The organism is Saccharopolyspora sp. ASAGF58, assembly GCF_012277335.1.
Taxonomy (GTDB): Bacteria; Actinomycetota; Actinomycetes; order Mycobacteriales; family Pseudonocardiaceae; genus Saccharopolyspora; species Saccharopolyspora hattusasensis.
In genome coordinates, this window is record NZ_CP040605.1 from 5071700 (window position 1) to 5087785 (window position 16086).

Sequence of the window (16086 nt, forward strand, 5' to 3'; positions counted from 1 at the left end):
CTGGGAGATCACGGTGACCACCAGTTACGAAGAAGTTGTCGAGGCACTGCGAGCATCGCTCAAGGAGAACGAACGCCTCCGGCGCGGCAGGGATCGATTCGCCGCGGAGAAGGGCGATCCCATCGCGATCGTGGCGATGAGTTGCCGTTACCCCGGTCAGGTCTCCTCGCCGGAGGACCTGTGGCAACTGGCCGCCGGCGGTGTGGACGCGATCTCCGAAGTCCCGGGGGATCGCGGTTGGGACCTAGCCGGCGTGTTCGATCCGGACTCCGATCGTCCTGGCACATCGTATGCCTGTGCGGGCGGTTTCCTTCAGGGCGTGTCGGAGTTCGACGCGGGCTTCTTCGGGATTTCTCCGCGTGAGGCGTTGGCGATGGACCCGCAGCAGCGGTTGCTGCTGGAAGTCGCGTGGGAGGTCTTCGAGAGGGCTGGGCTGGAGCAACGGTCGACACGTGGTTCTCGCGTTGGCGTGTTCGTCGGTACCAATGGCCAGGACTACGCGTCGTGGTTGCGGAAGCCGCCGCGTGAGGTGGCCGGTCATGTGCTGACGGGCGGCGCGGCAGCGATGCTTTCGGGTCGGGTTGCGTATTCGTTCGGTTTCGAGGGTCCAGCGGTGACGGTGGATACGGCGTGTTCGTCGTCGTTGGTGGCGTTACACCTGGCGGGTCAAGCACTGCGCGCTGGTGAGTGCGACCTCGCGCTTGCCGGTGGCGTAACGGTGATGTCGACGCCGAAGGCGTTCCTGGAGTTCTCCCGCCAACGTGGTCTCGCGGCTGACGGGCGGTGCAAGTCGTTCGCGGCGGCCGCGGATGGTACTGGGTGGGGTGAGGGTGCCGGACTGTTGTTGCTGGAGCGGCTGTCGGACGCTCGTCGAAACGGGCACCAGGTGTTGGCAGTGGTGCGAGGTAGCGCGGTGAACCAGGACGGTGCCTCCAATGGGCTGACCGCACCGAACGGTTCTTCCCAGGCGCGGGTGATCACCCAGGCGTTGGCGAGTGCGGGATTGTCGGTGTCCGATGTGGACGCGTTGGAGGCGCATGGGACAGGTACGCGGCTTGGTGATCCGATTGAGGCGCAGGCTCTGATCGCCACGTATGGGCGTGATCGGGACAGGGATCGGCCGTTGTGGTTGGGGTCGGTCAAGTCCAACATCGGTCATACGCAGGCGGCGGCGGGCGTTGCCGGTGTGATCAAGATGGTCATGGCGATGCGGAACGGGCAGCTGCCGCGCACGTTGCACGTGGATGCGCCGTCGCCGGAGGTGGATTGGTCGGCAGGGACGGTCCAACTCCTTACGGAGAACACGCCGTGGCCCGACACCGGTCGTGTTCGTCGGGTGGGGGTGTCGTCGTTCGGGATCAGCGGCACCAACGCACACGTCATCCTCGAACAATCTCCGAATACACCAGATGAGCTTGCCGGGAAGGGCGAGTCAGATTCCGGATCCACTGTGGATGTTCCGGTGGTTCCGTGGATGGTGTCGGGCAAAACACGGGAAGCGCTCGGCGCCCAGGCGGACACATTGATGTCCTATCTAGACGATCGATCTGATGTCTCCTCGCTGGATATTGGGTATTCGCTGGCGATGACACGTTCGGTGCTGGATGAGCGGGCGGTAGTGCTGGGGCCGGACCGCGAAACGTTGTTGTCCGGGTTGAAAGCACTGGCCGCCGGTCATGACGCTTCTGGGGTGGTTACGGGATCTGTGGGTTCTGGTGGCCGCATCGGGTTTGTGTTTTCCGGCCAGGGCGGTCAGTGGCTTGGGATGGGCCGAGGGCTTTATGGAGCCTTTCCGGTGTTCGCTGATGCCTTTGATGAAGCTTGTGCCGAGCTCGATGCGCATCTGGAGCAGGAACTGCGGGTACGGGACGTGGTGTTCGGTTCCGATGCGCAGTTGCTCGATCAGACGTTGTGGGCGCAGTCGGGTTTGTTCGCGTTGCAGGTTGGTTTGCTGAAGTTGTTGGATTCGTGGGGTGTTCGGCCGAGTGTGGTGTTGGGGCATTCGGTCGGTGAGTTGGCGGCGACGTTTGCCGCTGGTGCGTTGTCGCTGTTGGATGCGGCTCGGTTGGTGGCGGGTCGTGCCCGGTTGATGCAGGCGTTGCCGTCTGGCGGTGGCATGTTGGCGGTCGCTGCGGGTGAGGAGCAGCTGCGGCCGTTGTTGGCCGACCGCGATGATCAGGTGGCGATCGCTGCGGTCAACGCTGCGGAGTCGGTGGTGCTCGCCGGCGATCGGGATGTGCTCGATGACATTGCCGGTCGCTTGGACGGGCTGGGTGTTCGGTCGAGGTGGTTGCGGGTTTCGCATGCGTTTCATTCACATCGGATGGATCCGATGCTGGACGAGTTCGCCGAAATCGCACGAGCCGTGGACTACCGGCGTTCTGAGCTGCCGATCGTGTCGACCTTGACCGGAAACCTCGATGACGCCGGCAGGATGAGCGGTCCCGATTACTGGGTGCGTCAGGTGCGGGAGCCCGTCCGCTTCGCCGACGGTGTTGATGCTCTTGCCGCTCAGGGCGTGAGCACCATCGTCGAACTCGGCCCGGACGGGGCGTTGTCGGCGCTGGTCCAGGAATGTGTAGTCGCATCCGATCAGGCCAGAAGGATGGCCGCGGTTCCGGCGATGCGCAGGAACCAGGACGAGGCACAGAACGTGACAACAGCCCTGGCGCAGGTCCATGTGCGTGGTGGTCAGGTCGACTGGCGGTCGTTTTTCGCCGGTACGGGGGCGAAGCAAGTCGAGCTGCCCACCTACGCCTTCCAGCGGCAGCGGTACTGGCTGGACTCATCGGATTCCGGTGATGTGACAGGTGCCGGTCTGGCCGGGGCGGAGCATCCGCTGCTGGGCGCCGTGGTGCCGGTCGCAGGCGGTGATGAGGTGCTGCTGACCGGCAGGATTTCGGTGGGGACCCATCCGTGGCTGGCCGAACACCGGGTGCTGGGCGAAGTGATCGTCCCGGGCACCGCGTTGCTGGAGATCGCCTTGCATGCGGGGGAGCGTCTTGGTTGTGAACGGGTGGAAGAACTAACCCTGGAAGCACCGCTGGTCCTGCCGGAGCGCGGGGCGATCCAGGTTCAGCTGCGAGTGGGGACGCCCGAGAATTCCGGACGCAGGCCGATGGTGCTCTACTCTCGCCCCGAAGGGGCGGCGGACCATGACTGGACACGGCACGCCACGGGCCTGTTGGCGCCAGGCGGCGGGGAGGTGGCCGGAGACCTGGCCGACTGGCCGGCTCCGGGTGCGCTGCCGGTCGACCTCGACGAGTTCTATCGGGACCTCGCTGAGCACGGCCTGGAGTACGGCCCGATCTTCCAAGGGCTCAAGGCGGCCTGGCGGCACGGGGACGAGGTGTACGCCGAAGCCGTGCTGCCAGGAACAGAAGATTCCCGTTTCGGGGTGCATCCGGCATTGCTGGACGCGGCTCTGCATGCAACGGCCGCCCGGGACATGGACGGCGCCTGGTTGCCGTTCCAGTGGGAAGGAGTGCGCCTGCACGCCAAGGCCTCGTCGGCTTTGCGGGTCCGCGTGGTTCCGGCTGGTGACGATGCCAAGTCCCTGCTGGTGTGCGATGGCACCGGTCGACCGGTGATCTCGGTGGACCGGCTCGTGTTTCGGTCGGCTGCGGCCCGGCGGACCGGTGCGCGCCGACAGGCCCATCGAGCTCGGTTGTACCGGTTGAGCTGGCACACGGTTCAACCGCCTACATCCGCTCAGCCACCGTCCTGCGTGCTTCTCGGCACCGCAGAAGTGTCCTCTGACATGCAGGCGTATCCGGACCTCCGATCGTTGACGGCTGCGTTGGATGCTGGCGCCGAATCACCCGGCGTTGTCATTGCACCCACGCCCCCCGGCGGTGGACGAGCAGCGGACGTCCGGGCGGTGACTCGGTATGCACTCGACTTGGTACAAGGCTGGCTTGCCGATCAGCGACTCAACGATTCCCGATTGCTCCTGGTGACACAGGGAGCAGTGGCGGTGGAGCCCGGCGAACCCGTGACGGATCTGGCGCAGGCCGCGCTCTGGGGACTGGTGCGGTCGACGCAGACCGAACACCCAGATCGCTTCGTCCTCGTCGATGTGGCTGAGCCCGCCCAACTCCTCCCCGCCCTGCCGGCGGCGCTGGCCTGCGGCGAGCCTCAGCTCGCACTGCGACGTGGCGGCGCATATGCGTCCAGGCTGGCGGGACTGGGCAGCGATGGCGTCCTGCCCGTGCCGGACAGCATGGGGTGGCGATTGGAGGCCACGGACCCAGGAACTCTAGATGGCTTGGCATTGCTGGACGAAGCGACGGCCACGGCACCGCTGGGTGAGGGGCAGGTCAGGATCGCGATGCGCGCTGCCGGGGTGAACTTCCGGGATGCGCTCATCGCGCTCGGCATGTATCCCGGTGCGGCTTCGATGGGCGGTGAGGGGGCCGGGGTCGTGGTGGAGACCGGCCCCGGCGTCACCGGCCTGGCACCCGGCGACCGGGTGATGGGCATGATCCCGAAGGCGTTCGGGCCGCTCGCAGTCGCCGACCATCGCATGGTGACGAGGATTCCCGCTGGTTGGAGCTTCGCACAGGCCGCTTCCGTGCCGATCGTCTTTCTCACCGCCTACTACGCGCTGGTTGATCTCGCCGGGTTGAGACCAGGGCAGTCGCTGCTGGTTCATTCGGCCGCCGGTGGGGTGGGCATGGCCGCGATCCAACTCGCCAGGCACCTCGGCGCAGAGGTGTACGCCACCGCTAGCGAGGACAAGTGGAAAGCCGTGGAGCTGAGCCGGGAACGCCTCGCTTCGTCGCGGACGTGCGATTTCGAGAAGCGGTTCCTCGCGGCGACCGGCGGACGCGGCGTCGACGTCGTGCTCAACTCCCTCGCCGGGGACTTCGCCGATGCGTCCCTGCGAATGCTGCCGCGTGGTGGCCATTTCCTGGAGTTGGGGAAGACGGATGTTCGTGACCCCGTCGAGGTCGCCGATGCGCATCCGGGCGTGTCGTACCAGGCTTTCGACACCGTAGAAGCCGGACCACAGCGAATCGGCGAGATGCTTCACGAGCTGGTGGAGCTGTTCGAGGGAGGCGTGCTGGAGCCCCTGCCTGTCACGGCTTGGGACGTTCGGCAGGCGCCCGAGGCGCTACGACACCTGAGCCAAGCGCGGCATGTGGGCAAGCTGGTGCTCACCATGCCTCCGGCGTGGGACACCGCCGGCACGGTTCTGGTTACCGGCGGAACGGGAGCAATCGGAGCGGCGGTCGCCCGGCACCTCGTGATCGAGCACGGGGTACGCAATCTGGTGCTCGTCAGCAGACGCGGTCCCGCGTCCGGTGGCGCGGCTGAGCTCGTGGCGCAACTGACGGCGCACGGTGCCGAGGTTTCCCTGCGGGCTTGCGATGTCGCCGATCGTGAGTCCTTGGGGAAGGTGCTTGCCGGCATCCCGGACGAGCATCCGTTGACCGCCGTGGTGCACGCGGCTGGTGTTCTCGACGACGGAGTGGCCGAATCGCTCACAGCGCAACGGCTGGACCAGGTTCTGCGCCCGAAGGTCGATGGTGCGCGGAATCTGCACGAGCTGATCGCGCCGGACGTGGCCCTCGTGCTGTTCTCGTCGGTGTCGGGCGTGCTCGGCAGCGGTGGGCAGGGTAACTACGCGGCGGCCAACTCCTTCCTCGACGCATTGGCGCAGCAACGGCAGTCGCGCGGCCTGCCGACGAGATCGCTGGCCTGGGGTCCCTGGGCGGAGCGCGGCATGGCAAGCACGTTGCGCGAAGCCGAGCAGGATCGATTGGCGCGATCTGGGCTGCTGCCGGTCTCGACCGAGGAGGGGTTGTCCCAGTTCGACGCCGCGTGCGGCGGCGCGCATACCGTGGTGGCTCCGGTGCGATTCAGCCGTTCGTCCGATGGGGACGCGATCAAGTTTTCCGTCCTGCGAGGCTTGGTCGGGCCGCATCGCGTCAACAAGGCGACCGCGGATGATGCCGAGAGCCTCCGGAAACGGTTGGGACGCTCGCCGGACGCAGAACAACATCGGATTCTGCTGGACCTCGTCCGCACGCACGTGGCGGCGGTGCTCGGATTCGCCGGTCCCCAGGAGATCACCGCGGACGGCACGTTCAAGGCGCTGGGCTTCGACTCGTTGACCGTGGTCGAGTTGCGCAACCGGATCAACGGGGCAACCGGGCTGCGACTGCCCGCGACCCTGGTGTTCAACTACCCGACGCCGGATGCGCTCGCCACACACCTCGTCACCGCGCTTTCCGCAGACCGCCTTGCCGGGACATTCGAGGAACTCGACAGGTGGGCGGCGAACCTGCCCGCGCTGGCCAGGGATGAGGCCACGCGGGCGCAGATCACCATCCGGCTGCAGGCGATCTTGCAGAGCCTGGCGGACGTGTCCGGCGGAACCGGCGGCGGCTCCGTGCCGGACCGGCTCAGAGCGGCCACGGACGAAGAGCTTTTCCAACTACTCGACAACGATCTCGAACTTCCCTGATGCCTCAGCCGGTGCCTTCGCAGCTTCCTGGAGGGAAACGCCACATGTCGAATGAAGAGAAGCTCCGGGAGTACTTGCGGCGTGCGCTCGTGGATCTGCACCAGGCGCGCGAGCGGCTTCACGAGGCGGAGTCGGGGGAGCAGGAACCCATCGCGATCGTGGCGATGGGCTGCCGGTACCCGGGCGGGGTGCACGACCCGGAAGGGCTGTGGAAACTGGTCGCCTCTGGTGGCGACGCCATCGGTGAATTTCCCGCTGACCGTGGTTGGGACCTAGACGAGCTCTACCATCCCGACCCGGATCAGCCCGGAACCTGCTACACCCGGCACGGCGGCTTCCTCCACGAGGCCGGCGAGTTCGACGCGGGGTTCTTCGACATCAGCCCCCGCGAGGCGCTCGCCATGGATCCGCAGCAGCGACTGCTGCTGGAAATCTCCTGGGAGACCATCGAATCCGCCGGGATGGACCCGAGGTCCTTGCGGGGGAGCCGCACCGGGGTGTTCGCGGGATTGATGTACGAGGGCTATGACACCGGCGCCCACCCGGAAGGTGTCGAAGGCTACCTCGGAACCGGCAATGCGGGGAGCGTCGCCTCTGGTCGGGTTGCGTATTCGTTCGGGTTCGAGGGTCCTGCGGTGACGGTGGATACGGCGTGTTCGTCGTCGTTGGTGGCCCTGCATTTGGCGTGTCAGTCGTTGCGGCAGGGTGAGTGCGATCTGGCGGTGGCCGGTGGTGTGACGGTGATGGCAACGCCGGCGACGTTCGTGGAGTTCTCCCGTCAGCGTGGTCTCGCACCGGACGGGCGGTGCAAGTCGTTCGCGGCTGCCGCGGATGGAACCGGTTGGGGTGAGGGCGCCGGTCTGGTGTTGCTGGAGCGGCTGTCAGACGCCCGGCGGAACGGGCATCGGGTACTGGCGGTCGTTCGTGGTAGCGCGGTGAATCAGGACGGTGCGTCGAACGGTTTGACGGCCCCGAACGGACTGGCCCAGGAGCGGGTCATTCAGCAGGCGCTCACGAGTGCGGGATTGTCGGCGTCCGATGTGGACGTCGTGGAGGCGCATGGGACGGGTACGCGGCTTGGTGATCCGATCGAGGCGCAGGCTCTGATCGCCACCTATGGACAGGATCGGGACGGGGATCGGCCGTTGTGGTTGGGATCGGTCAAGTCCAACATCGGTCATACGCAGGCAGCGGCGGGTGTTGCCGGTGTGATCAAGATGGTCATGGCGATGCGGCACGGGGAGCTGCCGCGCACGTTGCACGTGGACGAGCCGAATTCGCACGTGGACTGGTCGGCTGGTGCGGTCCGGCTCCTCACCGAGAACATCCGGTGGCCAGGGACGGGTACGCGCCGGGTTGGCGTGTCGTCGTTCGGGGTAAGTGGTACCAACGCACACGTCATCCTCGAACACGACCCGCTCGCCGTGACCGAGAACGAGGAAGCAGCGCTGTCCCCAGCACCTGGGATAGTGCCTTGGGCGTTGTCCGCGCGGTCGTCGACGGCGCTGCGAGCCCAGGCCGAACGGCTGAGCGAGCTGTGCGAGCAGACCGATCCCGACCCGGTCGACGTCGGTTTCTCACTGGCCACCACGCGCACGGCCTGGGAGCATCGAGCGGTGGTGCTTGGTGGTGATAGCGCTACATTGCGTTCCGGACTTGGCGCTGTCTCCAGCGGTGAACCAGCAGTCGATGTCGTTCAGGGGAGCGTCCTGGACGGCGAGGTCGCCTTCGTCTTCCCTGGTCAGGGTTGGCAATGGGCCGGTATGGCAGTCGACTTGCTGGACGCTTCGCCGACGTTCGCGCGGCACATGGATGAGTGCGCCACCGCGTTGCGGAGGTACGTGGACTGGTCGTTGGTCGACGTGCTGCGCGGAGCGGAGAACGCCCCACCGCTGGACCGGGTGGACGTCCTACAGCCGGCGTCCTTCGCGGTGATGGTGTCGCTCGCCGAGGTGTGGCGTTCCTACGGGGTGCGGCCGACGGCCGTCGTCGGCCACAGTCAAGGCGAAATCGCCGCGGCCTGCGCGGCCGGGGTGCTCCTACTGGAGGATGCGGCCAGGCTTGTCGCCTTGCGTAGCAGAGCGTTGAAGGCGCTTTCGGGGCGAGGCGGCATGGCGTCGCTGGCCTGCTCTGCGGATGAGGCCGCGGCGTTGTTCGCGGGATCGGGCGGCCGACTGGAAGTCGCGGCGATCAACGGCCCGCGATCGGTCGTGGTGTCCGGCGATCTGGAAGCGGTGGAAGAACTGCTGGCCAAGTGCGCCGAAAAGGACGTGCGTGCCCGCCGTATCCCCGTCGACTACGCCTCGCATTCGGCACACGTGGAGGTGGTTCGGAGCCAGGTGCTGGCGGCTGCGGCCGGCGTGCGGCACCGGGACGGCCACGTGCCGTGGTGGTCGACGGTGATCGGCGACTGGGTGGATCCGGCCGGGCTGGACGGCGAGTACTGGTACCGGAACCTCCGGCAGCCGGTCCGATTCGAACACGCCGTGCAGGGCCTCGCTGAGCGGGGATTCGGCCTGTTCATAGAAATGAGTGCGCATCCGGTGCTGACCATGGCGGTCGAGGAAACCGGTGCGGAGTCGGAGCCCGCCGTGGCCGCCGTAGGTACCTTGCGACGTGACTCGGGCGGCCGCCGGAGGTTGTTGCAGTCGCTGGCCGAGGCGTACGTGCGCGGCGCCACCGTGGACTGGCCCGTGGCGTTCGGGGGCGTGGGTCGACGGCTGGACCTGCCGACCTACCCGTTCCAGCGCCGGCGGTACTGGCTGGACAGGGGAGCTGCCTCCGAGGAGGCTCGTGCGTTTTCGGACCCGGCGGCGGACTGGTTCTGGCAAGCCGTGGAGCGCCAAGACCTGAAAGGCGTGGCCGACGCCCTCGATCTCGACGCCGACGCACCGCTGAGCGCAACACTTCCGGCCCTGTCCGTCTGGCACCGTCAGGAACGAGAAAAGGTCTTGGTGGACGGTTGGCGGTACCGAGTCGACTGGGTACCGGTGACCCCGCAGCCGATCCGGGGAACACGGGAAACCTGGCTCCTGGTCGTTCCCGCGGGCGGCATAGAGGAAGCGCTGGTCGAACGGTTGACGGATGCGTTGAACACGCGAGGTATCAGCACCCTGCGCCTCGACGTGCCACCGGCGGCGACCAGTGGGGAACTCGCAACCGGACTCCGCGCCGCAGCTGGCGGTGACCCGGTGCAGGGAATCCTGTCGCTCACTGCGTTGGACGAGCGAACCCACCCCGAACGCAAGGCCGTCCCGAGCGGGATTGCCTTGCTGTTGAACCTGGTCAAGGCGCTCGGCGAAGCCGATCTAAGAATTCCTCTGTGGACGATCACGCGTGGTGCGGTCAAGGCAGACCCCGCAGATCGGCTGCTGCGCCCGATGCAGGCTCAAGCATGGGGTCTGGGGCGAGTAGCGGCACTCGAACACCCCGAGCGCTGGGGTGGGCTGATCGACCTCCCGGAATCGCTGGACGGCGACGTCCTCACGAGGTTGGGCGAAGCGCTCATCAACGGCTTGGCGGAGGACCAACTGGCGATTCGCCAGTCGGGCGTGCTGGCCCGACGACTGGTACCGGCCCCGGCGAATCAGCCCGCTGGACGTAAGTGGCGACCCCGAGGTAGCGCGCTGATCACGGGCGGGCTCGGCGCGGTGGGCGCACAGGTGGCGAGGTGGTTGGCTGAAAGCGGAGCCGAGCGAATCGTGCTCACCAGTCGACGGGGCAAAGAAGCGCCGGGCGCCGCAGAGCTGGAAGCCGGGCTCCGGGCCCTTGGAGCGCAGGTGTCCGTCGTGGCTTGTGACGTGACCGATCGTGCCGAGATGTCCGCACTGCTGGCCGAGTTCGACGTCACCTCGGTGTTCCACGCGGCCGGAGTCGGCCGGCTGCTGCCGCTGGCGGATACCGAACATAACGACTTGGCCGAAATATGCGCGGCCAAGGTTCACGGCGCTCAGGTGTTGGACGAGCTGTGCGACAGCACCGATCTCGATGCGTTCGTCCTGTTCTCCTCGGGTGCCGGGGTCTGGGGCGGTGGCGGTCAGGGCGCTTATGGCGCGGCGAACGCATTCTTGGACACCCTCGCCGAACAACGCCGAGCACGCGGTCTGTCGGCAACCTCGATCTCCTGGGGCAGCTGGGCCGACGGCGGCATGGCCGACGGCCCAGCGGGCGAGCTCCTGCGGCGACGCGGGATACGTCCGATGCCGGCGGCGTCGGCCATCCTGGCTCTGCAGGAAGTACTCGACCAGGATGAGACGTGCGTGTCGATCGCTGATGTGGACTGGGACCGATTCGTGCCCACGTTCGCCGCGACGCGCGCCACCCGGTTGCTGGACGAACTGCCCGCGGCGAGAAAGGCGATCTCCGCGAACGGGCCGGCCGAACCAGGCGGCTCGCCGTTCGCCCGCAATCTCGCGGAGCTGCCGGAAGCCCAAAGACGCCACGAACTGGTGGATCTGGTCTGCGCCCAGGTGGCAGCCGTGCTCGGGCACGGCAGTCGCGAGGAGGTGCAGTCAGAGCGGGCGTTCCGCGCGCTCGGGTTCGACTCCCTCATGGCGGTGGACCTGCGCAATCGTTTGACCACCGCCACCGGGTTGCGCCTGCCGACCACAACTGTCTTCGACTACCCGAATCCGGCCGCATTGGCCGCTCACCTGCTCGAGGAGCTGGTGGGTGATGTCGCTTCGGCCGCGGTGACCACTGCCAGCGAGCCGGCAACTGACGAACCGGTCGCGATCGTCGCGATGAGCTGCCGGTTTCCGGGCGGCGCGCACTCGCCGGAAGACCTGTGGCGGTTGGTCGCCTCCGGCGCGGAGGTGATCGGCGAGTTCCCCTCCGACCGGGGTTGGGATGCGGAAAGCCTCTACGATCCGGACGCTTCCAGGCCTGGAACCACGTATGCGCGGATGGCGGGATTCCTCTACGACGCCGGTGAGTTCGATGCCGGCCTGTTCGGCATCAGCCCACGCGAGGCGTTGGCGATGGACCCACAGCAGCGGTTGGTGCTCGAAATCGCCTGGGAAGCCCTCGAACGGGCCGGAATCGATCCGTTGTCCTTGAAGGGCAGTGGGGTCGGCACGTACATCGGTGCTGGAAGCCGCGGGTACGCGACGGATGTGCGGGAGTTTCCCGAGGAGGCGGAGGGCTACCTCGTGACGGGTACCTCCGCCAGTGTGCTGTCGGGTCGGGTCGCGTACTCGTTTGGTTTCGAGGGTCCTGCGGTGACGGTGGACACGGCTTGTTCGTCGTCGTTGGTGGCGTTGCATTTGGCGTGTCAGTCGTTGCGTTCGGGTGAGTGTGATCTGGCGTTGGCCGGTGGTGTGACCGTGATGTCGACGCCGGAGATGTTCGTGGAGTTCTCCCGTCAGCGTGGTTTGGCGCCGGATGGCCGGTGCAAGTCGTTCGCGGAGAGCGCGGACGGCACCGGCTGGGGCGAAGGCGCGGGCCTGTTGTTGCTGGAGCGGTTGTCGGAAGCCCACCGGAATGGGCATCGGGTGTTGGCGGTGGTTCGTGGGTCTGCGGTGAATCAGGACGGCGCATCGAACGGACTGGCGGCGCCGAATGGTCCGTCGCAGCAGCGGGTGATCAACCAGGCACTCGCGAATGCGGGCCTTTCGGCGTCCGATGTGGACGCCGTGGAGGCCCATGGGACCGGGACCAGGCTGGGTGATCCGATCGAGGCGCAGGCCTTGATCGCAACGTATGGGCAGGACCGGGAGCGGGATCAGCCGTTGTGGTTGGGGTCGGTCAAGTCGAACATCGGTCATACGCAGGCGGCGGCGGGTGTTGCCGGTGTGATCAAGATGGTGATGGCCATGCGGCACGGGGAGCTGCCCGCCACGTTGCATGTAGATGAGCCCACGTCGGAGGTGGATTGGTCGGCGGGCGCGGTCCAGCTCCTTACCGAACAGGTAGCTTGGCCGGAGTCTGATCGGGTACGTCGCGTAGGAGTGTCGTCGTTCGGGATCAGCGGCACCAACGCACACGTGATCCTCGAACAATCTACGAATGCGCCAGATAGTCCCGCGGCCACGGACAAATCAGGATCCGGATCTACCGTGGATATTCCGGTTGTTCCCTGGTTGGTGTCGGGACAGACATCGGATTCCCTGCGGGGACAGGCTGAACGAGTCTTGTCTCAGGTTGAGTCCCGGCCGGAGCAGCGTCCGCTGGATGTGGCCTACTCGCTTGCTTCTGGCCGAGCCACGCTGGATGAACGCGCTGTCGTGCTGGGTGCGGACCGGAATGAGCTGGTAGCTGGACTGGTGGCGTTGGCCGCCGGTCATGAGGCTTCCGGGGTGATCACCGGAACTCGTGCTTCTGCTCGGTTCGGGTTCGTGTTCTCCGGGCAGGGTGGTCAGTGGTCGGGGATGGGCCGGGAGCTCTACTCGAAGTTTCCGGTGTTCGCTGCTGCGTTTGATGAGGCTTGCGCCGAGTTGGACGCACATCTGAGTGAAGACCTCCGGGTCCGAGATGTGGTCTTCGGTTCCGATGCGCAGCTGCTGGATCAGACGCTGTGGGCGCAGTCGGGACTGTTCGCGCTGCAAGTCGGTCTCTTGGGGCTGCTGGGTTCGTGGGGCGTCCGGCCGGATGTGGTGATGGGGCATTCGGTCGGGGAGTTGGCCGCCGCGTTTGCGGCTGGAGTGTTGTCGTTGCGGGATGCGGCTCGGTTGGTGGCCGCACGCGCCCGGTTGATGCAAGCCCTGCCCTCTGACGGCACGATGCTCGCGGTGGCCGCTGGTGAAGACCTGATTCGGCCATTGCTGGCTGGTCGGGAGGCATCCGTGAACGTCGCCGCGCTCAATGCCCCCGGTTCGGTGGTGTTGTCGGGTGATCGGGATGTGCTGGCCGACATCGCCGGCCGGCTGAACGAGCTCCGAGTCCGGACGAGACGGTTGCGGGTCTCCCATGCTTTTCATTCGCACCGGATGGACCCGATGTTGGGCGAGTTCGCCCAGATTGCGGAGTCTGCGGAGTTCGGTAGGCCAACGACACCGCTTGTGTCGACGTTGACGGGTGAGCTCGACAGAGCCGGGGAAATGAGCACGCCAGGGTATTGGGTGCGTCAGGTGCGTGAACCCGTCCGTTTCGCCGACGGTGTCCAGGCCCTGGCAGCGCAGGGCGTAGACACGGTTGTTGAGCTCGGCCCGGACGGAGCGCTGTCCGCACTGGTTCAGGAGTGTGCCACCGGGTTTGATCGGGTCGGGCGGATTTCGTCAATACCATTGATTCGCAGGGAGCGGGACGAGACCCGTTCGGTGATGACAGCCCTGGCGCATCTTCACACCCGTGGCGGTGAGTTGGACTGGCAGGCGTTTTTCGCCGGCACCGGGGCCAGGCAGGTCGAGTTGCCCACGTATGCCTTCCAACGACGGCACTACTGGATCGAATCCAGTGCGCGGACAGCACGCGACCGCGCAGACATCGGCGAGGTGGCTGAACAGTTCTGGACCGCGGTTGAACAAGGCGATCTGGAAGCATTGGTCTCCGCACTGGAGCTTGGGGCGGACGACGACACATGCGCATCTTTGAGCGATGTACTGCCGACGCTGTCATCCTGGCGAAGCGGACTCCGCAACCGTTCGCTCGTCGATTCCTGCCGGTACCGAATCAATTGGCATTCCTCCCGGGAAGCACCGGCCCCGAAGATTTCCGGTACCTGGCTGTTGGTCGTGCCCGGCGATGCGGATGACGGCTTGGCCACGGCTTTGACGAGTTCACTGGTCGAAGGTGGCGCCGAGGTCGTCCGGATCGACCTGTCCGAAGAGGACCTGCACCGCGAGGACGTCGCACAGCGGCTGGCCAATGCGCTGACGGATGTCAGTCGACTCGGTGGCGTGCTGTCGCTGTTGGGGCTCGATGACTCGGTTGTTGGAGAATTCTCCTGCTTGACAAGGGGTCTCGCGTTGACTGTGCAGCTGGTGTGGGCCTTGCGCAATGCCGAGCTCGAGGCGCCTTTGTGGGCGGTGACGCGCGGCGGCGTCTCGTTGGAAGACGTAAGTGTGTCTCCTGAGCAGGCCTTGATTTGGGGGCTGCTGCGTGTTGCGGGCCTGGAGCACCCGGAGTTCTGGGGTGGCTTGATCGACCTGCCGTCGGATTGGGACGACCGATTGGGTGCGCGGTTGGTGGGTGTGTTGGCGGATGGTGGCGAGGATCAAGTTGCCATTCGTCGTGGTGGTGTGTTCGTGCGGCGGTTGGAACGCGCCGGTACGTCGGGTGCCGGGTCGGTGTGGCGTCCTCGGGGGACGGTGTTGGTGACGGGTGGTACGGGCGGTTTGGGGGCGCATGTTGCTCGGTGGTTGGCGGGTGCCGGGGCTGAGCATGTGGTGTTGACCAGCCGTCGTGGCGAGGAGGCTCCGGGCGCTGGGGAATTGCGAGCGGAGCTGGAGGCGCTGGGTGCTCGGGTGTCGATTGTGCCCTGCGATGTGGCTGATCGTGACGCCGTGGCTGGAGTGTTGGCAGGGATCGGCGGGGAGTGTCCGCTGACTGCGGTGATGCACGCCGCTGGGGTCGGCGAGGCGGGCGGCGTGGTGGAGATGGCCTTGGCGGACTTTGCAGAGGTGTTGTCGGCGAAGGTGCGGGGTGCGGCGAATCTGGATGAGTTGCTGGCCGACTCGGAGTTGGATGCGTTTGTGTTGTTCTCTTCGGTGTCGGGTGTGTGGGGTGCCGGGCGACAGGGTGCGTATGCGGCTGCGAACGCCTACTTGGATGCGTTGGCCGAGCAGCGTCGGGCGAGTGGGTTGGCCGGGACCGCGGTTGCGTGGGGACCTTGGGCCGGTGACGGCATGGCCGCGGGAGAAACCGGCGCACAGCTGCATCGCATGGGCCTGGTGTCGATGGAACCGAGCGCGGCACTGCTGGCACTTCAGGGCGCATTGGACCGCGATGAGACCTCCCTCGTCGTGGCCGATGTCGACTGGGCACGGTTCGCCCCAGCCTTCACCTCGGCACGTCGGCGCCCGCTGCTGGACACCATCGACGAGGCCCGAGCCGCATTGGAAACCACCAGCGAAAAAGCGGGCACAGGCAAACCCGTTGAGCTCAAGCATCGCCTGGCCGGGTTGTCACGGAAGGAACGTGACGATGCGGTATTGGATCTGGTGCGGGCGGAAACGGCAGCTGTGCTGGGCCGCGACGATGCCACGGCCCTGGCGCCGTCGCGGCCGTTCCAGGAACTCGGATTCGACTCCTTGATGGCGGTGGAGCTACGCAACCGGCTGAACACCGCCACCGGGATCCAGCTGCCCGCCAGCACGATCTTCGACTACCCCAATGCCGAGTCGCTGTCGCGTCACCTCTGCGCCGGGCTTTTCCCAACGGAGACAACTGTGGACTCCGCCCTTGCCGAGCTCGATCGAATTGAGCAGCAGCTCTCGATGTTCACCGAGGAAGCGCGGGCACGGGACCGAATCGCGACACGACTGCGAGCCCTCAACGCGAAGTGGAACAGTGCATCTGAGGTACCGGCCGGTGCCGATGTCCTGGGCACACTCGATTCGGCAACGCACGACGAGATCTTCGAGTTCATCGACAACGAGCTCGACCTGTCCTGACCAGCTCCTGCGGAACGTCCAGTCGCCGAAACCGGGTGGAAATCACAATGGCCAGTGAAGAAA

At 66.4% G+C, this 16086-nt stretch carries 1 protein-coding gene and 1 pseudogene; both read left to right on the plus strand.

What is annotated here, in order from left to right:
- Positions 1-16 precede the first annotated feature (16 nt).
- Positions 17-6472, plus strand: a pseudogene (locus FDZ84_RS24200) (SDR family NAD(P)-dependent oxidoreductase); the annotation flags it as partial.
- On the plus strand, positions 6472-16023 hold the full coding sequence (locus FDZ84_RS24205) for a type I polyketide synthase (protein ID WP_371812665.1): 9552 nt from the start codon (positions 6472-6474) through the stop codon (positions 16021-16023). The pseudogene FDZ84_RS24200 and the gene FDZ84_RS24205, both read left to right, overlap by 1 nt.
- The last annotated feature ends 63 nt before the right edge of the window (positions 16024-16086 follow it).